Source organism: Halarchaeum sp. P4 (assembly GCF_051195175.1).
In the GTDB taxonomy this organism is placed as follows: Archaea; Halobacteriota; Halobacteria; order Halobacteriales; family Halobacteriaceae; genus Halarchaeum.
Map to the genome: position 1 here is coordinate 230359 of NZ_JBNTKC010000004.1, position 21735 is coordinate 252093.

Annotated in this window: 19 protein-coding genes; 9 read left to right on the top strand and 10 right to left on the bottom strand. The window is 69.2% G+C overall.

The genetic code is table 11. From position 1 onward, the window contains the following. Positions 1-179: 179 nt before the first annotated feature. The 5 genes from ACQUS8_RS14150 to ACQUS8_RS14170 all read right to left on the bottom strand — a co-directional run bounded on the left by ACQUS8_RS14150 (position 180) and on the right by ACQUS8_RS14170 (position 6251). Positions 180-3095, bottom strand: coding sequence for a GAF domain-containing protein (locus ACQUS8_RS14150; protein ID WP_435102229.1), 2916 nt, complete (start codon positions 3093-3095; stop codon positions 180-182). Positions 3096-3164: 69 nt separating this feature from the next. Beyond that, on the bottom strand, positions 3165-4166 hold the full coding sequence (locus tag ACQUS8_RS14155; RefSeq protein ID WP_435102231.1) for a DUF5305 family protein: 1002 nt from the start codon (positions 4164-4166) through the stop codon (positions 3165-3167). 7 nt (positions 4167-4173) lie between these two features. Further along, a complete protein-coding gene (locus tag ACQUS8_RS14160) occupies positions 4174-4674 on the bottom strand; it encodes a hypothetical protein (RefSeq protein WP_435102234.1) in 501 nt (166 codons plus the stop codon). Then, entirely contained in the window at positions 4671-5675 is a 1005-nt protein-coding gene (locus ACQUS8_RS14165) for a signal peptidase I (RefSeq protein ID WP_435102236.1), read from the bottom strand. The genes ACQUS8_RS14160 and ACQUS8_RS14165 overlap by 4 nt, the downstream gene beginning before the upstream one ends. A 15-nt stretch (positions 5676-5690) precedes the next feature. Next, the gene (locus ACQUS8_RS14170; RefSeq protein WP_435102238.1) at positions 5691-6251 is read right to left on the bottom strand and encodes a hypothetical protein; all 561 of its coding nucleotides are present in this window, start codon (positions 6249-6251) and stop codon (positions 5691-5693) included. A 144-nt stretch (positions 6252-6395) separates the two neighbouring features. Here ACQUS8_RS14170 and ACQUS8_RS14175 point away from each other — a divergent pair, with 144 nt between their 5' ends. Next, positions 6396-6848: a hypothetical protein gene (locus tag ACQUS8_RS14175; RefSeq protein WP_435102240.1), complete on the top strand. Its 453-nt coding sequence runs from the start codon at positions 6396-6398 to the stop codon at positions 6846-6848. 6 nt (positions 6849-6854) lie between these two features. On the opposite strand, the gene ACQUS8_RS14180 is transcribed toward ACQUS8_RS14175, so the two are convergent. After that, positions 6855-7073: a hypothetical protein gene (locus ACQUS8_RS14180; protein WP_435102242.1), complete on the bottom strand. Its 219-nt coding sequence runs from the start codon at positions 7071-7073 to the stop codon at positions 6855-6857. A 197-nt stretch (positions 7074-7270) separates the two neighbouring features. On the opposite strand from ACQUS8_RS14180, the gene ACQUS8_RS14185 reads away from it, so the two are divergent. Continuing rightward, positions 7271-7924 carry a helix-turn-helix domain-containing protein gene (locus ACQUS8_RS14185; RefSeq protein ID WP_435102244.1) on the top strand — a complete coding sequence of 218 codons (654 nt, stop codon included), beginning with the start codon at positions 7271-7273 and terminating at the stop codon, positions 7922-7924. A 3-nt stretch (positions 7925-7927) separates the two neighbouring features. Here the strand turns inward: ACQUS8_RS14185 and ACQUS8_RS14190 are convergent, their stop codons facing one another. Then, positions 7928-8854 (bottom strand): thiamine-phosphate synthase family protein, encoded by a 927-nt coding sequence (locus ACQUS8_RS14190; RefSeq protein ID WP_435102246.1) that lies wholly within the window; start codon positions 8852-8854, stop codon positions 7928-7930. Between the two features lie 57 nt (positions 8855-8911). Between ACQUS8_RS14190 and tenA the strand changes: the two genes are divergently transcribed. The 6 genes from tenA to ACQUS8_RS14220 all read left to right on the top strand — a co-directional run bounded on the left by tenA (position 8912) and on the right by ACQUS8_RS14220 (position 15386). Beyond that, complete coding sequence (gene tenA / locus ACQUS8_RS14195; RefSeq protein ID WP_435102248.1) at positions 8912-9577, top strand: thiaminase II; 666 nt, start codon at positions 8912-8914, stop codon at positions 9575-9577. After that, positions 9574-10221, top strand: coding sequence for a TenA family protein (locus ACQUS8_RS14200; RefSeq protein WP_435102250.1), 648 nt, complete (start codon positions 9574-9576; stop codon positions 10219-10221). Before tenA ends, ACQUS8_RS14200 begins: the two co-directional genes overlap by 4 nt. 86 nt (positions 10222-10307) lie before the next feature. Continuing rightward, the gene (locus ACQUS8_RS14205) at positions 10308-11840 is read left to right on the top strand and encodes an FAD-dependent oxidoreductase (protein WP_435102252.1); all 1533 of its coding nucleotides are present in this window, start codon (positions 10308-10310) and stop codon (positions 11838-11840) included. 211 nt (positions 11841-12051) lie between these two features. Then, entirely contained in the window at positions 12052-13527 is a 1476-nt protein-coding gene (locus tag ACQUS8_RS14210) for a sodium:solute symporter family transporter (protein ID WP_435102254.1), read from the top strand. Between the two features lie 141 nt (positions 13528-13668). Next, positions 13669-14598, top strand: a complete 930-nt coding sequence (locus ACQUS8_RS14215) for an ABC transporter ATP-binding protein (protein ID WP_435102256.1) — start codon at positions 13669-13671, stop codon at positions 14596-14598. Continuing rightward, positions 14595-15386, top strand: coding sequence for an ABC transporter permease subunit (locus tag ACQUS8_RS14220; protein WP_435102258.1), 792 nt, complete (start codon positions 14595-14597; stop codon positions 15384-15386). The genes ACQUS8_RS14215 and ACQUS8_RS14220 overlap by 4 nt, the downstream gene beginning before the upstream one ends. A 161-nt stretch (positions 15387-15547) precedes the next feature. Here the strand turns inward: ACQUS8_RS14220 and ACQUS8_RS14225 are convergent, their stop codons facing one another. Then, the gene (locus ACQUS8_RS14225; RefSeq protein ID WP_435102260.1) at positions 15548-16015 is read right to left on the bottom strand and encodes a universal stress protein; all 468 of its coding nucleotides are present in this window, start codon (positions 16013-16015) and stop codon (positions 15548-15550) included. A 130-nt stretch (positions 16016-16145) separates the two neighbouring features. Here ACQUS8_RS14225 and ACQUS8_RS14230 point away from each other — a divergent pair, with 130 nt between their 5' ends. Next, on the top strand, positions 16146-17546 hold the full coding sequence (locus tag ACQUS8_RS14230; RefSeq protein WP_435102262.1) for a GntP family permease: 1401 nt from the start codon (positions 16146-16148) through the stop codon (positions 17544-17546). A 417-nt stretch (positions 17547-17963) separates the two neighbouring features. Here ACQUS8_RS14230 and gfo6 read toward each other — a convergent pair whose 3' ends face one another. Beyond that, positions 17964-19034: a D-xylose 1-dehydrogenase Gfo6 gene (gfo6, locus tag ACQUS8_RS14235; protein ID WP_435102264.1), complete on the bottom strand. Its 1071-nt coding sequence runs from the start codon at positions 19032-19034 to the stop codon at positions 17964-17966. Positions 19035-19084: 50 nt separating this feature from the next. Beyond that, positions 19085-21715, bottom strand: coding sequence for a sugar-binding domain-containing protein (locus ACQUS8_RS14240; RefSeq protein WP_435102266.1), 2631 nt, complete (start codon positions 21713-21715; stop codon positions 19085-19087). Between the last annotated feature and the right edge of the window lie 20 nt (positions 21716-21735).

Below are 21735 nucleotides of genomic sequence, written 5' to 3' on the forward strand. Positions count from 1 at the left end.
TGTACCCCGAGTGCGCGCGACGCGGCGTCGAAGTGGCCGCCGGGAGTCAAGCGCTGTCCGGCTGTGCGTCTCGTGTCCGTCACCGCCACATGCGCGAGTGACGGCGACGCCTCCATCTTGTGGCGGTCGCAGGCTAACGCTTCGGCCTATCGCGTTAGTCCGTCGGCGCGCCCGCCTATTCACGTAGGCTCGCCGAACGCGTCGGCGAGCAGGTGGGCGAGCGCCTTGCGGAGATGCTGGTGAAAGGTCGGCCCGGAGACGCCGAGGTCCGTCGCGACCTCCTCGCCGGTCTTCTCGCGCGGCCACTCGAAGTAGCCGTTCACGTAGGCGGCCCGGAGCGCCTGCAGTTGGCGCTCGGTCAGGAGTTCGCCGAGGTCGCCGCGGAACCCGCTCGCGGACCCGGACGCCGACGCCACCGCGCGGCGGGTGAGGTCGGCCGACGGGAGGCGCTCGCGGACCGCGCCGGTGAACGCGCGGACGTCCGTCGACGGCCGGACCGAGACCGAGACGGAGCCACCGTCGGGCGTCGCGTGAATCCGCCGGATGGTCGCGCCGCGGTCGGCGAACGCCTCCACCACCGGCGTGTTCGAGACGACGAGCGCGAGGAGCGTCGAGTCCGCCCCGGACCGAACTACCTCGGCGTCCGTGACGGCGACGCTCCGCTCGGCGACGTCGAGGACGTCCGCGGCGTCGGACTCGACGGTGGCGTAGACCAGCCACGCGTCGTCGTGGGGCGAGACGGCGTCCACGTCGAGCGCGCGGTCGGAGCGGCGCGCGAGCGCGAACAGCGGGTCGTCGACGTCCGCGAGGGCGAACTGGAGTTCGAGCGAGCGCCCGGAGAGCAGCGTCTCGGAGCGCTCGACGGCGTCGAGCGCGTTCGCGATGTGCGCGGCGAGTTCCGCGAGGACCGCGCCCTCCTCGCCGGTGAACGCGCCGGGGACGCGCGCGTAGAGTTCGAGGAAGCCGTAGTCCGTCTCGTTGTAGCGCAGCGGCAGGCAGACGGCGCTGCGGAAGCCACGGTCCATCGCCTCACGGCGCAGGTCGGCGACCGCGGGGTCGCGGAGGACGTCCTCGACGACGACGGGCTCGCCGGAATCGAGGGCCTGCTTCGCGAGGTCGTGCGCGTCGCGCTCGAGGACGTGGTCGAGGAACGACTCGCCCTCGCCGGCCCAGCCCTCGACGTCGAGGCCGTCCGCGAGCGTGCCGACCCACGCGAGCGGGTAGCGTTCGTCGGCGGCGAGGTTCTCGCAGACGGCGCGGACGACGCTGCCGCGCGACTCGGCCTGCACGAGCGCACCCGTGATGTCGCGGATGACGCGGTTCAGGCGGTTGAGTCGCTGGAGGTCGTCGTTGCGCTCGCGGAGCTCGGACTCGGCCTCGCGGAGTCGCGTCTCGCGGGCGGCGCGTTCGAGCGCGCTCGTCGCGTTCGTGACGAGGAGGTCGGCGAACTCGACGTCGCGTTCGTCGAACGCGGCGGGAGTGGGTGCGGCGGCGACGAAGACGCCGTGGTCGCCGAGCGGGTAGGCGAGCGCGCTCCGGGCGTCCGGCCACGGCGCGCGCTCGTCGTCGGGGTCGTCAGCGACGACGGTCTGGCGCTCGACGAAGGCCTCCCAGACGATGCGGCCGCCGTGGGTCGCGTCCACCGGTTCGGCGTCGACGTCGCCGGCGACGGCGGCGGGATTGAGCCGTCCCACCTCGTCGTCCCAGCGATAGACGGCGAGCCACGGCGCATCGAGGACGTCGCGCGCGGCGTCGACGACAGTCGCGGCGACGTCGTCGGGGTCGGTGGCGCGCGCGAGGTCGTCCGTCCGCTCGTGGAGCGTCGCGAGCACGCGCTCGCGGTCGCGGAGCGTGGCGGTGCGTTCGAGTCGGTCGAGCGCGGCGGTGGCGTTCGCGGCGAGGATTTCGGTGAGCGTCCACGCGCGCCCGGGCGTGTCCGCCTCGGTGAGCCCGAAGACGAGGACGCCGTGGTCGCCGAGCGGCACGTAGAGAACGGCGTCGGCGTGCGGTCGCGCGCGGCCGTCGTCGATGTCGGCGACGTCGTGTTGCTCGGGCGACCCGGTGCGGTAGACGCGCGCGGCGGGCGTCTCCTCGGCGAGGTCGAAGCGGAACGGCCTGCAGTCCGCGTCGACGGCGGCAGTCGTGGCGGCGGGGACGAGCGAGTCGCCCGCGTCGTCGACGAGGTAGACGACGCTGTAGGAGACGGGGACGACGTACTCGACGGTGTCCGTGACGGCGTCCACGACGACGTCGCGGCTGTCCGCCTCGAGGAGGCGTGAGGTCGTCCGTTGGAGGCCTTCGAGTGCCGTCTCGTAGCGCTTGCGCTCGGTGAGGTCGCGGCCGATGCCGGCGATACCGACGACCGAACCGTCGTCGCCGTAGAGCGGCGCGGAGCTGAACTCGTAGGGGACGAGCGAGCCGTCCGCCTGTTCGAGCGGGAGTTGGACGGTGACGGACTCGCCGTCGAGGACGGCAGCGATGGTGGTGTCGAGCGCGTCGTGGTAGGTCGGCGGGAAGACGTCGTAGACGGTGAGGTCGGAGAGGTCGGTCTCCTGGTAGCCGGTGACGTCGCGGAGGACGTCGCTCCAGTAAAGCGGGGTGCCGTCCGTGTCGATGACGTAGATGACGTCGTCGAGCGCGCCGAGGACGGACTCGACGAACGTGAGGTGTTCCTCGAGCGCGGCCTCCCGGTGGTAGGTGCGGACGGCGTCGGTGGCGGTGTCGAGGAGGCGCTCGGCGAGTCCGGCGACGGAGTCGGCGTCGTCCTTCCGGAGGTAGCTCGTGACGGAGGCGTCGATGGCGTCGCTGGCGACGCGCTCGCTCCCGGCGCCGGTGAGGAGGACGAACGGCAGGCGCTCGTCGCGCTCGCGGACGGCGGCGAGGAGTTCGAGGCCGCTCCGCCCGGGCATCGAGTAGTCGCTGACGACGCAGTCCACGGCGTCGGCGTCGACGGCGTCGAGCGCTCGGTCAGGGTCCGTCGTCGTCGTGACGTCGACGTCGTCGCGGTCGGCGCGCTCGAGGTGCGCCTCGAGCAACTCGAGGAACGCCGGGTCGTCGTCGACGAGGAGAAGACGGAGCGGCGAGGAGACCAGCATTCGGTAGTCGACTAGTGGGGCGCGACACGTATGTCTTGCCCGCGTATCGAGCTACGAGCGCCTGAATCCTTAGTTTTCCGACGTTTCCCGCGAAGCGGAGTACCGGTAGCGCGCGGCCTCGGTGAGGACGGTATATCGACCAGTGCTTGGGTCGTAGATGACGCGGCTGTCGGTGTCGATGGCGACGTCCACGAGGGCTTCGAGCGTCGCGACGTCGACGACGTGCTCGTCTCCCACCGACGGGACGAACCCCGCGGAAATCCACTCGTCGTAGCGGTGGCGGTGGAGTTCCTCCGTGACCGCCGCGAGCGACGGCCGGTAGGCGCGATACCACGCGAGGACGGCGACGGCGCCGAGGAGGAACGCGACGCCGGCACCGCCGAGCGCGCTCGGCGGGACGAGGTGCGCGGACGGCACCGTGACGGTGCGGGTGTACGGCGTGTCGTGAGTCCGGGAGTCACCCGACGCGCCGGCGTCGTACCAGTCCTCGCCGAACGTGAGCGGCGCGCTCCCGGTGAGCTGGCCGGTGTAGCCGCCGACCCGGTAGGTCGCGTTGGTGCGGACGGCGACGGAGACGGTGCCGGCGTCGCCGACGTCGCTCCGGTAGGTCGCGAGGTCCTCACGGACGCGTTCGGTGTCGACGGTGACCGGCGTCGCGAGCGACTTGGCGTCGTCGGCGCTCCGGGTGGCGAGCGGGACGGTGTGCGTCCAGAACGTCTCCTCGCGCCGCGAGGCGGTGTAGACGAGCGAGACGGACTGCGTCACCGACGCGAACGAGGCGTTCGCGCTGTGTACCCGTGGCGTCACCCGGAGTACGGGCGCGTCGCGCGGGAAGACGGCGGGGTCGGTGAGGACCGTACCAGTCTCGTAGAGCGACGTGTTCTCGGTGACGGTGGCGTTCGACGCGAACTCGAGCGACGCCCCCTGAACGTTCTGCCGGTCGGTGACGTCGGTCGTCGGCGGGTGCGTCGCCGTCCAGCCGGCGGCGCCGAACGCCGCGACTGCGAGGACGGCGAGGACGAGTGCGACCTGCGGGCCGCGTTTCGCGAGGAGGTAGGTGAGGCGGAGCATGGGGGGATTAGGTCGTGACGGTGGTCGTGCGGTCCGGCGCGGAGACGGTGACGCCGTCGGCGTCCGCGTCAACGTCGAAGCGGACGGTGGAGCCGTCGGGCGCGTCGGCGTCCACGGCGACGTCGATAGTTCGGTTCGCACCGTCGGCGACCGTGACGGACGCGCTGTCACCGACGGACGTCCCGTCGACGACGAGGGTCGCGTTGGCGCGCGCGTCACCGCGGAGCGTGACGGTCACGTCGGCCTGCTGACCGAGGTTGTTCGTGACGGTGACGAGGCGGCTCGTCGTGTTCGCCGTGACCGACGAGGCGACGTCGAGTGCGAGCAGACCGTTCGCGTCGGACGCGACCGGCACCGACGAGCCGCGATCAACCATGCCGGTGGTGAACGCCCCGGTGCCGGCGGCACCGTAGGCCAGCGCCACGACGAGGGCGACGGCGACGACGGCGGTGGCGAGCGTGGTGCGCCCGCCGCCGTGCGATCGAGCGCGCGTCCGGCGACGGCTCATCGGAACCCCTCCGTGAGCAGGCGTGAGAGGCGCGCGCGACTCGGCTGGAGTCGCTCGCCACCGTCGACCGTGAGGAGGACGAGCGCGAGGAGCGGCGCGAACGCGAGGAGTGTGCTGACGAGTGCGGCGAGGAACGGATGAATCGCGTCCAGCCGAACGATGGTCGCGTACGGGAGGACCGCCGGATAGCTCCGTGCGGTGACTTCGACCGCAACGGGGCCGGGCGTCGACGGTGCACGAACGGTGCCTGTGACGGTCATCGCGGTGGCGTTGCGCGCCGTTTCGGCGGCATGCAGGCCGCTCGTGTGGACGACGCGTTCCGTCCAGAGGCGGTCGGGGATGCCGACCGTGTAGGTGACGTTCCGGCTCGTGCCGAGCGCGATGGTCCGTTCGGACCCCGGCGCGCTCGCGTCTGCGACGGCGAGTAGCGTCTCCGTGTGCGTCGCACCACCGAAGGCAACGACGGCCGCCGTCCCGAGGAGGGCGGCGACGAGCAGCGGATAGACGACCGACCCGACGCGCGCCGGCCGCGTGTCGGGCGTGCCGGTCCGCCGCAGTCCGAGGAGCGCGACGGCGGCGAGCGCACCGAGGAGGAGTGCCGTGTTCGCGCGGGCGAACCGGACGGCACCCCCGAGGTATGGGAGGAGGACCGGGTCGCCGCCCACGGTCAACACCTTCCCGGCGACGGCCGCGTCCTCGACCGGCGGATAGCCCGCCTGCTGGTCGCTCACGGGGTTGTTGTCGCCCTTCGTGTGATAGCCCTCCGGCGTGATGGCGACGACGCGGTGGGTGGTGTAGTCGCCGCGCTGGTCGCTCCAGAAGGTGATGATATCGCCGCGGTCGACGTCGCCCGCGGGGACGACGACGTAGCCGTCGCCGACGTCGATGGTGGGTTCCATGCTGTCCGAGTAGACGTACGACACGCCGACGGGTGCGTCCGCTGGCGCGGCGACGAGGACGGTCAGGACGAGCAGGACGACGACGGCGACGGTGCGAAACAAGAGGAGAGAGGGAGTTTAGGCCGTGACGTTGAGGTTGCCCGAGAGGTCACTAACACTGGTTCCGCGGGTGTTGACGGTGACGTCGACGTAGACGCTCTCGGTGGAGTTGACCAGGATCTGACCGGAGGCGCTCTCCTCGCTGGCGACGCCGACGAGCTTCGTACCCTTGTAGATGGCGAACTGGACGTTCTGAGTGCTGTCACCGACGATCGCGGCGTCGTTCGGGTTGTACTGGACGTTGAAGTCGTGCTGGGCGTCGTCGTTGTTCGTGATGACGAACGCGTTGGAGTTCGACGCCGTGCTCACGTTCTCACCGACGGTGAACGTCGCGTTGTCGTTCACGCCCGCGGCGTTCGCGGAGTCACCGGAGAAGTCGATGACGAGTTCGCCGCTGGACGTCGTGGAGACGACGCCGGTGCTGGCGTTGCCGGCTGCGAAGCCGATCAGGCCGTTGGTGTCGGAGGCGACGGAGATGCTCGTGGTGCGGTCGACGGAGGCGGTGGTGAACGCGCTCGCGCCGAACGCTGACGCGACGACGACGAATCCGAGTGCGATTGCAGCGAGTTTAAGTCGCATAACAACTGTACAGAGTGGACTCCCACCCGAAAGGTCGCGGTCTATGCATTTACACGTAATCGCCGGGAGCCTATCTGAATAGGGTCGAGTGTCGTCCGGGGACGGGGAGACAGAAATATAGGCCTGTGGTCGATGTGTCATGCCATGACGGAACAAAGCTCGTATCGCCGGTTCATCGGCATCTACGCGGAGGACGTGACCGCGACGGCGACGGCGGTGGTCCTCGCGGTCGTCGCGCTGTTGGCGCTCCCCATCGGTACCGTTCGCGTCCGACTGCTCCTCGGCCTCGCACTCGTCGGGACGCTGTTGAACCTCTTCGAACTCCACTCGCCGGAGGAGTACACGCGCACGTTCGCCCTCGGGTGGGTGCTCGTCGGCGGCGTGCTCACCATCGGCCTCTTCGTCGTCGGGTTCGTCCTCGCCGCGCCGTTCATGCAAGAGATGTACGCGGGCATCGCCGCGTTCTTCCTCACGTCCGTGGGCCAGTACGTCGTCGTGACGTCGACGAAGCCGATTTGGGGTGAGGTCGAAGACGAGGAGGAGGAGCAGGCGCCGGGCGCGGAGTTACCGACGCAGGGGCCGCGCGGCGGGCGCTGAACGCGGTCACTCCTCGCTATCGAGGGTGGCGAGCCACCGTTGGACGAGCGCGTTCGTCGTGAGGAGTTGGACGAGGGAGAACGCCACGGCGAAGCCGAGGCCGGCGAGGAGGACGCCGAGCGTGCCGCGGACGGTGGTGTAGAGGGCGAACGCGAGGAGTCCGGCGACCACCGACAGGCCGACGGAGAGCAGCGCCGGGACGAGGAGGGAGGGCGAGTCGGACATGGGCGACCTGACAGACTGGGGAGAGATAGTGGTTCCGTTCATCCGCGGGCGACGGCCACAACGATTACTCGGGTCGCGAACGAGGTATGCTGCCAGATGTCTCAGAAAAGAGAGGAACCGACCGCCGGGGCGGGCGATCGCGGCACGCCGGGCTCGCGACTGGGTGAGCCGGTACGGACGGCCGAGGGGGGAGACACGTGAGCGTCATCGCCGAGTTCTCGGTGCCGGCCGAGGCGTTCATCCTCGGGCGAGCGCTCCGGCAGGCGCCGGAACTCTCCGTCGAGTTGGAGAAGATGATTCCGACGCGCGGCGCGGCCATCCCCTATTTCTGGGTGGTCGGCGAGGACCACGTGGCGTTTGACGACGTGCTCGCGAACGCCCCGGAGATAGCGACGTTCGACGTCGTCGACAGGCTCAACGGGCGCCGCCTCTACCGGGTGGAGTGGGAGCCCGCGGCGGACGCGTTCGTACAGGCGATCGTCGAGCATGACGCCGTCCTGCAGGAGGCGGGCGGCGACGCGGAGACGTGGACGTTCCAGATTCGCTTCCCCGATTCGGAGGAACTCTCCTCCTTCCACACGGACTGTCAGGAGAGCGACGTGGACGTGACCGTCGAGCGCATCTACCACCCCGTCGACGTCGTCACGGACACGGGTGGCCTGACGGACGCGCAGCGCGAGCTCATCGAGCACGCCTTCGAGGCGGGCTACTTCGAGGTGCCGCGCAAGGTGACGCTCGCCGAACTCGCCGACGACCTCGGCATCTCCGACCAGTCCGCGAACGAGCGGATGCGCCGGGGTCTCCAGACGCTGGTCGCGCGGACGCTGAAGTCGGACGTCGAGGGGGGATGACCCTCACTCGACGGCGGCGATGGCGTCGAGGGCGCGCGTCACGGCGTCGCGGGCGTCCGTCCCGAAGACGTAGCAGACGGGTTCGATGCCGTAGGCGCCGCGGTGATAGGCGAACGCGGGGACGCCGTCGGCGAACGTGGCGCGGAGTTCGTCGGCGCGGCCCTCGTAGGCGGCGTCGAACTCGACGGGGTCGTAGCCCTGTTCGCGGGCGGCGTCGAGGAGGGCGTCGCTCGTCGCGAGGTCGAGGGCGCCGCGTATCGTCGAGTCGGCGTCGTTGGCGACGAGGACGGCGCCGGCGACGTGCTGGGAGGCGCCGAAGGCGGGGTCGGAGGGGACGTCGACGCGCCCGCGGACGGCGTGAAGACGGCCGGGGACGGCGGCGACGTCCGCATCGCTCGTCGGGTTCGGGAGGGCGCTCGCGACGTTCGTGCCGACGTTCGGGACGTGTGCGGCGGCGTCGTCGGCGGCGGCGAAGGTGCGGACGGCGACCCGGACGTCGCGGAGGGTCTCGCGTTCGCGCGCGGCAGCAGCGTCGGGGCCGCGCACACAGAGGTCACACTCGAGGCCGTCGAGGGCGGGCATCGCCTCCTCGTGGAGCGCGCAGACGGGGCCGCGGTCGACGAACGTCCGGAGGAGGTCCTGCAGTTCGACCATGGCGTCGTAGGCGTCGAGGTCGCCGGCGACCCAGCCGTCGGCAACGCGCTCGACGGTCCGCTGGAGGCGCTCGTCCTCGACGAGTCGGTCGTCGACGGACGCCTGCCCGGCGAGGTACTTGCTCACGGCAGCCTGCGTGACGCCGAGGAAGTCGCCGATTTCGCGCTGGGCGCACCCGCGCTCGGCGAGGGCGTGCGCGAGCGAGACGCGGACGGCGGGGACGAACGACTCGGCGACGATTTCGGCCGGCAGGTGGAGTCCGTTTCGTTGACCCATCTGTAATAACCCAGTTATACAACAAACTATTAACAGTGTCGGCTCGCTCGCACGGGTATGCCCATCAGCGACCAGTTGCTCGAGGAGGGAGAGGAGCTCTGGCACGCACAGAAGACCCACCCGTTCGTCACGGAGTTGGCAGACGGGACGCTGGACGAGGCGGCGTTTCGCCACTGGGTCGAACAGGACTACCGCTACCTCCTCGACTACGCCCGACTGTTCTCCGTCGCCGGCGCGCGAGCGCGCGACGAGCGGACGATGACCGACCTCGTGAGTATCGCGCACAGCACGCTTGCCGAGGAGATGGACCTCCACCGCGAGTTCGCCGCCGACTACGGCATCGCGCCCGAGGAGCTCGAGACCGTGCAGAAAGCCCCGACCTGCGAGGCCTACACCGGCTTCCTGATTCGCACCGCCTACGAGGGGTCGCTCGCCGAAATCGCCGCGGCGCTCTACCCGTGCGCGCAGGGCTACCTCGACATCGCGGCGCACGCCGCCGAGCGCGCGGACGGCGAGCACCGCTACACGCCGTGGATAGAGAACTACACGAGCGAGGAGTTCCGCGACGTCGTCGGGCGCATCCGCGAGTTCGTCGATCGGTGTGGCGAGCAGTACCCGGGCGAGCACGACGCGATGCGCGAGGCGTTCCTGACGAGCGCGCGCCTCGAACACCAGTTCTGGGAGATGGCCTACACCCGCGAGGGGTGGGCGGTGGAGTCGTGAGCGCCGTCGAGGAGCTTCGCGCGGCGAGCGCGTGGGACGCCGCCGTCGAGCACGAGTTCGTCGCCGGCCTCGCGGACGGCACCCTCGCGGAGGCAGTCTTCCGGGACTACCTCGAGCGCGACTACGCCTTCGTCGAGACGCTCGCCGGCCACGTCGGGCACGCCGTCGCGGACGCACCGTCGATGGCCGAGAAACGCCGGTTCTCGGAGTTCCTCGCGACGCTCACCGGCCCCGAGGACGACTACTTCGAGCGCGCCTTCGAGACCCTCCCCGGGCCGTCACTCGCGGACGCGGACCCCGACGCGGGCGCGGTCGGCGCGGCGTTCGCGGACCTCTTCGCGCACGCGGCGACCGTCGGCGGCTACGCGGAGACGCTCGCCGTCCTCGTCCCCGTCGAGTGGGTCTACCTCGACTGGGCGAACGGTATCGAGAACCCGCCGGAGCCGTTCTACTACCGCGAGTGGGTGGACATCCACGCCACCGAGGCGTTCCGCACGTTCGTGACGTGGCTCCGCGACGAGCTCGAGCGGGAAGTGGCGCAGGTGTCCGCGCGCCGCGAGGCACGCGTCGAGCACCTCTTCACGCGCGCCGTCGAGCTCGAAGTCGCGTTCTTCGACGCCGCGATGGGCGCCGAGGGACGGTAACGCCGGCGTCCCGGACGCGCCCGGTCACGCCGCGGAGTTCGCCGTCCGAAGTCGTTATGTCGGGTGCCAATAGATGACGAACAACAATGACAGAGCAGGTGGACGACGTGCTCGTCGTCGGCGGCGGGGACGTCGGGTTACTGACGGCGCTCGCCGTCCGGAAGCTGAACCCGGGTGTGACCGTTACCGTCGTGGACGACTTCGAGACGCCGGTTCCCCAGGTCGGCAAGAGCACCTTCATGGAGATTCAGAAAATCCTCCACGGGACGCTCGACATCCCGCAGCGCCGCTTCATCGAGGAGGTCAAACCCGTCTGGAAGGGTTCCGTCTACTTCCGCGACTGGTGTGACTGCCCGCCCTTCCACTACCCCTTCGACCCCCAGCAGAAGTACCCGAGCGACGACACGCCGAAGGCCGTCGACCACTACTATTACTACTACGACGAACTCTACCGTAGCTCCGACCACCTGACGACCGGCGAGCGCATCGTCGAGGAGGGCGTCACGCCGTGGTACTACGGACAGGGTGGCGAGTTGGAGACGTACGACTACGTCGCCTACCACCTCGACAGTGAGCGCTTCAACGGCCTCCTGCGCGACGTCTGCGAGGGGCGCGGCGTCGGCCTCGTGGACGAGCGCGTCACCGAGGTTGAGACGACGGGCGCACGCATCGACGCTGTTTACGGCGAGGAGACGGTCTACGAGGCGGACCTCTACGTGGACGCGACGGGGTTCAGCCGCGTCCTCCGGAGCGAGCAGGACGTCGACTTCCGGGAGTTCGCCTTCCCACTGGACTCGGCATACAACGCGCGCGTCGAGCGTGACCTCGCGGACGTGGTACCGGCGACCGTCGTGGAGTCGGGCGAGCACGGCTGGTTCTGGCAGATAGACACCTACGACGAACGCGACGTGGGCTACGTCTACGCCTCGGAGTACGTGGACGACGACGCTGCACTCGCGGAGTTCTACGACTTCCTCGAGTCGGTGGCGCCCGCGGACGCCGACCCCGGCGCGGCGGACGCCGAGCAGTTCTCGTTCGACTCGGGGTACTACGAGCGCGCATGGGTGGAAAACTGCCTCGCGATCGGGAACGCCGAGGGGTTCGTCGAGCCGCTGCAGTCGACGGCGCTCACCGCCAACGCCTCGAACGCCGTGGACTTCGCGAACCTCCTCGCGTCGCACGCCCGCGTCGCGGACGGCTCGCTGCGCGACGCCTACAACACGGCTGTCGAGCGGATGTGGGAGTCCATCTCCGACTTCGTCGCCGTCCACTACCGCTACGCGGACGGCGACACGCCGTTCTGGGACGCCGTCTCCTCGATGGAAGTGAGCGAGCGCGTCGAGCGCATCGCCGAGCGCTTCGACACCTACGGCTTCGACTGGAACGTGGAGACGGCGGACGCGGCGGACCTCGCGGAATTGCGGGTGTTCCCGCCGCCCGACTTCTACGAGCTCATGCGCGGACTGGGCGTGACGTCGGCGTTCTATGAGGAGACGGACGTCTCGGTGGACGAGCGCGTCCGGCAAGCCGAGGACGAGAAGTACGACCGCATCCGCGAGCAGGTCGAGCAGTACTACCTCTCCTACGAGGAACTCTACCGGGGTGTCCTCGACGCCTGAGCGACCGACATCCGACACCGGTGGCGATATAACGTAGTTATACCACAACGTTGTATACGAGGTAGCGGCCACCGTCGGACGTGACCCACCAGGACACGCAGACCGACGCGGAACCGAGACGACAGGCACGCCGCGGGCGACGCCCGCGGGAACCGCACGGCGACACAGGCGCGCCGTGCCGCGCCAGCGATGCGCGAGCGGGGGTGACGCGATGCTCGACGTGACGCTCACACTCGTCGCCGTCGTCGTCGCGCTCGCCGCCACGAGCGCCGTCGGATTCTGGTACGCGCGCCGGCGCGAGCGCTCGCTCGACGCGCTCCTCACCGCCCGCGGGAGCGCGAGCGAGGGCACCACCGCCGCCTCCGTCGTCGGCTCCGTCATGGGCGCGTGGATACTCCTCAGCCCCGCCGAAGCCGGCGCCGCCTACGGTGGGCTCACCGCAATTCTCGGCTACGCGCTCGGGAGCGCCGTCCCGCTCCTCCTCTTCGTCCCCGTCGCCAAGCGCGTCCGTGACGTCATGCCCGACGGCCACTCGCTCACCGAGTACGTCCGCGAACGCTTCGGGACGGCCTTCTACTGCTTCGTCCTCGTCGTCTCCGTCTTCTACATGTTCATCTTCCTCGCCGCCGAGATGACCGGCGTCACCGCCGCGCTCGCCATCGTCGCCGGCGTCCCGCCGTGGGCCACCGCCGTCGTCATCGGCGGGTTCGTCCTCGCCTACACCGCGTATGGTGGCCTCGTCGCCAGCCTCGTCACCGACACCGTCCAGACCGCCGTCGCACTCCCACTTCTCATCGTCGCCGCCGTCGGCGCACTCTGGCAATTAGGGGGAACGGACGCCGTCTACGCGACCGCCGCGAGCGCGACCCCTGACCTCATCACCCTCACCAACCCCGCCGCCGTCGCGTTCGGCTTCTACGTCGTCTTCGCCGTCCTCGGCGCGAACGTCCTCCATCAAGGCATCTGGCAGCGCGTCTGGGCCGCCGAGAGCACGACGTCCGTCCAGCGCGCGTTCGGCGTCAGCGCCGTCGCCGTCGTCCCGATGATTCTGCTCGCCGGCGTCTTCGGCGTCATCGCCGCCGCGCGCGGCCTCGTCGACGGGAACGCGGGCATCTCCTTCTTCCTCGTCGTCAACGACGTCTTCCCGCCGTGGCTCGCGCTCTGCGTCGTCGTCCTCGCCGTCCTGCTCGTCGCCAGCACCGCCGATACCGTGTTGAACGCCGTCGCGAGCGTCGTCACCGTCGATCTCGCCGAGTTCACCGACGCCGACGAAGCGACGCTCACGCACGTCGCCCGCGCCTGTACCGTCCTCGTCGCGCTCGCCGCCGTCGTCGTCGGCGCGCAGGGCTACGACGTCCTCACGCTCTTCTTCCTCGCCGACCTGCTCGGCGCCGCGACGTTCGCGCCGTTCGTCCTGGGACTGTACCTCACCGCGCTCGACGAACGCGGCGCGCTCGCCGCCTCACTCGGCGGGCTGGCGGTCGGCCTCGCCTTCTTCCCCGGCGTCGCCGGCCCGCTCGCGGCGCTCGGTCTCCCCGTTTCGCCCGACTTCTTCTGGGTGTTCGTCGGCTCGACCGGCGTCTCGGTCGCCCTCACCGCCCTCGGTGCCGCCGTCTCCGGGACGGCCTACGACTTTCGTGCGCTCGCCCGGGCGGGCGCGCGTTTCGAGGAGGTGAGCGAGCGGTGATTCCGCCGCTCGGCTTCGCGCTCGTCGTCTGGGGCTCCGTCGCCCTCACCGCGCTCGTCTTCGGCTACATCGTCCTGACCCTGCGCTGACGCCCGCCCGCCCCACGACAAGACCTATGCGTCACCTCCCGGACGTACCCGTATGGCCGCCATCGAAATACAGTCCCTCCACAAGCGATTCGGCGACGTCACCGCCCTTCGGGGCATCGACCTGACCGTCGAGGAAGGCGAGGTGTTCGGCTTCCTGGGGCCGAACGGCGCCGGGAAGTCCACGACCATCGACGTCATCCTCGACTACCTCCGTCCCACCGACGGGTCGGTGTCGGTGTTCGGACTCGACGCCCAGCAGGAGACGAAACGCGTCCACGAACGCCTCGGCGTCCTCCCGGACGCCTACGGCCTCACCGGTCACCTGACCGCGCGCCAGCACGTCCAGTTCGCCATCGACTCGAAGGACGCCGACGACCACCCGCTCGAACTCCTCGACCGGGTGGGCATCGCGGAGGCCGCCGACCGGAACGTCGAGGGATACTCGAAGGGGATGAAACAGCGCCTCCTCCTCGCGACGGCGCTCGCGGGGTCGCCCGACCTCCTCATCCTCGACGAGCCCTCGACTGGCCTCGACCCGAACGGCGCGCGCCGGATGCGCGACATCGTCCGCGAGGAGGCCGAGCGCGGCGCGACCGTCTTCTTCTCCAGCCACATCCTCGGACAGGTCGAGGCCGTCGCGGACCGCGTCGGCATCCTCGTGGACGGCGAAGTCGTCGCCGAAGACCACATCTCCGACCTGCGGGACGCCGTCGGCGACGCCGGCGGGACGCTCGTCCTCACGCTCGACCGCGAACCCCCCGAGGCCGCGCTCGCCGCGGTCCGGGACGTCGAGGGCGTCTCCGGCGTGGACGTCCACGAGAACGTCGTCACCGTCGCCTGCCCGGACGAACGCAAAGCCGCCGTCGTGGACGCGGCTCGCGAGGGCGGCGCGGCGCTCCTCGACATCGAGTCCCGTCAGACTTCGCTGGAGGACCTCTTCGCCACCTACACCGGCGGCGTCGAAGGGGAGGTGGAGGCATGAGCTGGCGTGTCGTCGCCGAGCGCGACGTCCGGGACCCGTTCCGGTCGCTGAGCGCGCTCGTCCTCTTCGGGCTGTTCGGTCTGCTGTTCGCCGCCGCCGGCTACCTCGGGTCGAGCGGCGGTGGTGGCGTCGCGCCGCTGCTCGCGTCCGTCGCGAGCGCCATCGTCCCGCTCGCCGGCTACGGAATCTGCTACGGCGTCGTCGCAGGCAAACGCCAGGACGGCTCGCTCCGGGTCTTTCTCTCGCTCCCGCATTCCCGGCGCGACGTCGTTCTCGGGAGCGCCATCGGCCGTGCCGTCGTCCTCGCACTCGCCGTCACCGTCGGGTTCCTCCTCGCCCTCCTCGTCTTCGTCGCCGCGGGCGGGAGCGGGTTCGACCCGTCGGCGTTCCTCGGTACGTGGGCGCTCGCCTGCCTGTTCGCCGTCACCGTCGTCGGCGTCGGCGTCGGTATTTCGGCGGCCGCGCGGACGACCGGACGCGCCGTCGCGGGCGTCGCGTTCGCCTACGTCCTGTTCGTCGCCGCGTGGAACTGGATTCCGTCGCTCGTCCGCTACGTCGCCGCCGGCTTCCGCTTCCCGACGGGGCCGACGCCGACGTGGGCGACGGCGTTCACCTACTGCAACCCCGAGCGGGCCTACTCGGTGCTCACGACGGCAGTCGTCGGCGGCCCGTCGCCACCGACGACCGCCGCCTATACCACGCCCGGGTTCGCGCTCGCGGTGCTCGTCGCGTGGGCCGTCGCCCCGCTGGCGCTCGGCTACCTCGCCTTCGAGCGCGGCGACCTCTGAACGGCGGCCCGCAGACTAGCCATTCGCCGGACCGATGCCGTTAAGGGCACTCGAGAAGTAGTACTCGATAGCTACTTCTTTATTCAAATAGTAGGAGGTCTTCGCGACGACACGATACTGCGACGGCGCTGACGCGCGGCGCGAAAAACGGACGCGTTCGGTTACTCCTCGGACTCGGTGTGGACGGTGACGTAGCCGTCGAAGTCGAGGAGGACGCGCTGGATCCAGTCTCCGAAGATGGCTTTCCCGGCGGGCGACCGGCGGCGGCCCGTAACGAAGACGTGGTCACAGCCGTAGTCGTCGGCGGCGGCGAGCGTCGCCGTGCCGTACCCGCCGTCGATGACGCGGACCGCGACGTCGTACTCGACGTCCACGCCGTCGAGGACGTCCGCGACGTAGTCCGCGAGGGCGTCTTCGGCCGCGTCGATGAAGTCCGCCTCGTTGTCGTAGGTGACGCCCTCGACGCCGCCGAGTGCCTCGAACTTCTCGGCGTCTCCGCCGAGGTGGCGTTCGGTGGCGAACGTCAGAACGGTGAGTGGAGCGTCAGCCCCGCGTGCGTGTTCCGCGGCTTCGCGGAGGAGGTCGCTGTGCGCTTCCGATTCTTCGACGACGACAAGTCCTCTGTGCATGGTCGGCGTGAGAACGCCCGTCCCGTTAAACCTATCGACAGTAACGAAAAACCATTATTCACTAATGCTAACAGTAGTATACATACTGCATAATTTTTATGGGGATGCATTATCGTTCACGATATAGAGTATGCCAGCAACACTGCCAGCACTAGCAGCGTTACTAATCGGGGTTTCCGTGGTCGTCCTGCTCCTCGTGGTGTGGGACCTCCCGGCGTTCGTCGGCCTCATCATTTCGGCGATGGTCGTCGGCGTCGTCAACGCCGCGCTCATCCCCGACATCACGTTCGGGTCCATACCGAGCTCCGTCGCGTCGAACTTCGGGTCGGAGATGACCGGCATCGGTATTCCCATCCTGATGGCCGCCATCATCGGGAAGTCGATGACCGAGTCCGGTGCGGCCAACCGCATCGTTCGGTCGTTCCAGTCGCTCGTCTCGGACGACAACGCCGACTTCGCGCTCTGGGGTAGCAGTACCATCCTCGCGATTCCGGTGTTCTTCGACAACGTGTTCTACCTGATGGCGCCGCTCGCCCGCTCGATGCGGGCGCGCATCGGGAAGAACTACGCGCTCTACATCGCCGTCGTCGGTGGCGGTGGTACGGCCGCACACGCGTTCGTGCCGCCGACGCCCGGCCCCCTCGCCGTCGCACAGGAACTCGGTGCGAGCGGCGAGTCCATCCTCGGCATGACCATCGTCGTCGGTCTCGCCACTGCGATTCCGGCCGCGCTCATCGCCGGCGTCGCCTACGGGCGGTTCATCAACGCCCGCATCGACATCCCGCTCCGGGAGACGATGGGCACCTCCGCCGAGGACCTCGAAGAGCAGGCGAAGAAGTCCACGGAGAGCCTCCCGGGCTTCTTCGAGTCCCTACTGCCCGTGCTCGTCGCCGTCGCGTTCATCGCGGCCGGCACCGTCGTCACGACGTTCAAGGACGTTTACCCGGCACTCGCGTCCCTCCAGCCGATTACGAACTTCATCGGTGACGCGAACTTCGCGCTGACGGTCGCCGCCGTCGTCGCCGCGCTCACCTACCTGCGGATGGACGACTTCCCGCGGCAGGTCTGGCAGGACGAGCTCACCGAAGCCCTACAGAACGGTGGTAACATCGCCGCGATTACCGCCGCTGGTGGCGCGTTCGGTGCGATGCTCGCCGCCTCCGGCATCGGCATGGTCATTGCGAACGCCCTCCAGGGTATCGGTATCGGCCTCCTCATCACGGCGTGGCTCATCGCCGCGATTATCCGCATCGCGCAGGGGTCCGCAACCGTCGCGATGATTACGACGGGTGGCATCATGGCGCCGCTCGTTCCCGAGCTCGCCGTCCACCCGGCCTACCTCGTCATGGCCATCGGCGCTGGCGGTATCACAACGTCGTGGTACAACGACTCCGGCTTCTGGATCGTGAAGGAGATCGGTGGCCTCACGCAAGCCGAGACGCTGAAGGTCTGGACGGCGGTCACGTCCATCCTCTCGGTGGCCGCGCTGATCATCATCCTGATTTACTCGACGCTCTTCCCGCTCGCCTAACGCGACTGGCTCCAACGGCCACTCGCGGTCCCCTTTTTCGTTCCATTATTTCGGAGTAGAGCGCGTCAGCGCCGCGTAAACCGGCTGTTCTTGTCACACCAACCTCTGTTCCGACACTGGCGGAAAGGTTCGTCCAGATTCGTGGTCTATATTGGCAAACAGACCGGCTTTTGGCACCACATAACGAGAGGGGGTGGCGCGAAACCGGGCGTATCGGCGGCCATTGCCGCATTCCCACGGTCGCGCGCGCCGACGACGGACGGACACGTGTCCGTGCCACCTCGTCCGGGTGTGTCGGACTAGCACACCAGTGCTTGACGGCCATATTCGTGTAATATATTCGCGTGACGCCGTCGTCCGTCCGACAATACCGGCAACGAGCGCGGGTTCGTGAAAAAGGGACTGGGACGCGAGTACCTAGTCGAGGCGAACCGTCTCCCCGGCGTCGGCGGACTCGTGGAGCGCCTCGAGCACGCGCATATCGTAGAGGCCGTGCTCGCCGTCCGCATAGATGGGCTCCTCGGAGAGCACGCGGTCGGCGAAGTAGTCGAACTCCTCGGTCATCTCGTTTATCTCCTCGGCTTCCGCCGTCACTTCGTAGTCCTCACGTTCGAGCGTGAGGCGACACTCCATGTGGAACGCCGGCGAGAGCGTCAGTTGACCCTCGGTGCCCGTGATGGTCAGTTCGGTGTCGTCGTAGGCGTTCTGCGTCGCCGTGATGGCCGCGTGGATGCCGCCCTCGTAGAGCGCCGTCGCCGACGAGCGCTCGTCCGGCACGTCGCCGAACGCCTCGTGCTCGGAGTGCATCTGAGCCTGCACGCTCACCGGGTCAGCCCCGAGGATGAAGCGCGCGGTGTTGATCGGATAGACGCCGAGGTCCATCATCGACGTCCCGTAGCCGCTCGCGTCCGGGTCGAGCCGCCACTGGTCCGGGTCGTCGATGATCGAGAGCAGCGGCTGGGAGTTGTTCCCGTACACCTGCACTGGCTCGCCGATGGCGCCCATCTCCACGAGGTCGCGCGCCCGGCGGACCGCGGGCTCGGTGTGCATCCGGTAGGCGACCATCAGCGGGATGTCACCGGCGTTCGCCGTCTCGACCATCTCCTCGGCGGTCTCGACGCTCTCCGCCATCGGCTTCTCGCAGAGCACCGCCTTGTCGAACTCCGCCGCCGTCTCGACGTACTGGAGGTGGTAGGCGTTCGGCGTCGCGATGTAGACGGCGTCGTAGTGCTCGGTGGCCGCGCCGTCGTGGAAGTCCGCGCCCGAGATGGCGTGCGGGACGTCCGCCTCGTCGGCGTAGCGCTGTGCCTTCTCCTCGGAGCGACTCACGAGGACGGAGACCTCACAGAGGTCGGTGTCGCGAATCGCCGGGATGGCCTCATCAACGGTCCACCAACCGAGGCCGACGAGGGCGAACCGGACGGTACCCTCCGTGGTTGTCTGCCAGTCCCGCTCCGTGAACGAGTCGAAGACGCGCTCGAAATCCATACGGGCAACTGGGCGGAGTACGCAATAAATATTTGTGGAATACCGACGAGCTACGCCGCGCCGAGCAGTCGGTCGACGACGGCGCGTGCGACCGCGTTCTCACCGTAGCTGTCGGTCACCCGGAGCGTGCAGACGTCGAGGCGCCCCTCACCGAGAGAGCGGGAGACGACGGCGCCACCCGCGTTCTCCACCCACCCTTCGACGTAGCCGACCGGTACCTCGTCGTCCGCGTCGAGGCTCGAGACGTACGCGTAGGGGTAGAGGTCCGCGAACGCCCATCCGGGAACGGCCTCGAGTTCCGGGAGCAACTCCTGGAAGAGGACGCCCGCGCAGAGGTTCCAGCTCTCCTCCTCGGGGAGCGCGGTGTAGTCGACGCCCTCGACGGCCGCCATCTCGCCGTCCGCGTCCGGGAGGACGACGACGTGCCCGCCGTGCTCGACGAACTCCCGAAGCGTCGCGTCGACCGCGGCGACGACGGTGACATCCGCGTCCCCAGGCGTGTCGACCACGGTGTAGCCATGGTCGGCGAGCGTGTCGCCGAGCCCGCCGTCCTCGACGAACACCGAGACGTCCGCGGGGTCGGAGTCGAAGACCGCGACGTCGCGTGCCGCCGTCCGCTCGCCGTCCGAGAGCGTCACCGTCTCCGTCCCGTCGGCCGCCGACGCGGGAACGGCGACGTCGACGGCGTCCTCGAGGCGGACGTGGTCGTGCGGCGGGACGCTGACCTCGACGTGACCCGTCTCCCCGAACGCCGACCACTCCAGCATCGCCTCGTAGCGCTCGGCCGTGTCGTTCACGACGACGGCGTCCGCGGCGAGGCGCTCCCCGGGCGCGCGGGCGTGCTCGGACGGGGAGAGGTGGAGCATCACGGGGCCGTTGAGCCGCGCGAACTCCTCGTGGAAGGCCTTCTCCTCGCGGACGTAGTCGAGGACGCCGTTGAACTCCCACTCGATGTCGGTGAGTTCGGTGAGAACGTAGCCGGCGACGCCGTCGTGTTCGCGCATGTCCGCGATGATGGGTTCGAGGGAGTCGAACTCGCGGCGCTGCCACGCCTCCGCGAACGCCTCGATGGAGTCGAAGACGTCCGCGGCGGGGCTCTCGGCGAAGCGCTCCCGAACACCCTCGGGGCGCTTCATGCCTTCGAGGAAGTCGTGTGCGAACCAGTGTGGGTCCCCGCCGTAGTGGGCGTCGAGTCGCGAGAGGTCGGGGAAGCCCCACGTGCCGAACTCGGAGACGAGCAGGGGGACGTCCGGGTCGGTGCGGACGTCGCCGTAGTTCTCCTCGGGGTTCGCCGTGACGTGCTCGAGTTTCTCGCGCCACGCGTCGACCCGGTCGGGCGCGACGAAGTACTCGTGGTAGTCGTTCAGGTCGGTCGCGACGTGCGCCCACCCCGAGTTGTCGCAGACGAGGCGCGTCGGGTCGAGGGCGCGGGCGTCCTCGTAGAAGGACTCGAGGTAGTCCTGTTTCTCGACGTCCGTCCAGAGCGGTTCCTCGTCCTCGTGGTGGCCGATACCCCATTCCTCGTTGTAGAGACTCCACGCGACGACGCTCGGCCGGTTGTAGTCGCGTGCGACCATCGCCTCGAACTGCTCGCGCACCTCGCGCTTGGAGCGCTCCGAGTAGACGGTGGGGTTCGCGGGCTCCTCCCAGACGAGGATGCCGAGGCGGTCGGCGAGCTCGAGGAATTCGGGGTGTGCGGGCTTGATGTGCTTTCGCAGGAGGTTGAACCCGAGTTCCTTCGCGGTCCGAATCTCGTCCTCGAAGGTGTCGAGGTCCGCGGGCCGGTAGTAGGTGTCGGGGTAGAAGGCCTGGTCGAGCGCGCCCCGCATCGTGAACGGCTCGCCGTTCAGGTAGAGGTCGCCGTCCTCGTGGGAGACGCTGCGCATCCCGAAGGTGTCCGTGTGGACGTCGACGACCTCGCCGTCCGAACTGAGGCGCGCCTCCACCTCGTAGAGCACGGGGTCGTCCGGCGTCCAGTAGTCGGCGTCGGGAATCGCGACCTCGAGCGACGCCGACTCGCCCGCGAGGGACGCGCTCGTGCTGACGACGGGCTCGCCCGCGTCGTCCGAGACCGTGACGTGGACGTGGTCGGCCTCGCCGCCCGCGACGTCGACGTCCACGGTCGCGCTGTCGTCGGAGAGGTCGGGGGTGACGCGTAGGGACGCGACGTGCGTCTCGGGGAGCGTGAGGAGGTCGACGTCCTGCCACGGGCCGCTGACGCACGTGTACCACGGCGCGCCCTGCTTGCCGTGCGGTATCTCGGTGATGTCCTCGGGGTCGAAGACGCGGAGGACGACGGTGTTCTCGCCGTCCTCGATGGCGTCGGTGGCGTCAACGGCGAAGGGGAGGTAGCCCCCGGTATGTTTGCCGACGCGCTCGCCGTTCACCCAGACGGTCGCCTCGTAGTCGACGGCGCCGAAGCGCAGGAGGACGCGGTCGGCTTCACGTACCGCGTCGTCGACGTCGACGGTGCGTCGATACCATCCGACGCCGGTGTACTCGCGCAAGTCGTCCGCCTCCTGCCATGAGTGGGGGACGGTGACGTCGCGCGCGTCCGGCCAGACTGCGTCTTCATCGTACCACTCCTCGCGCTCGCCGACGTCAGCCGGGTCTGTGGCGAACTCCCACTGCCCGGACAGAGAGGCCGTCGGGTCGCGTGCGTGTGTAGACGTCCAATGCATTATCTATCGTGTAGATTCGA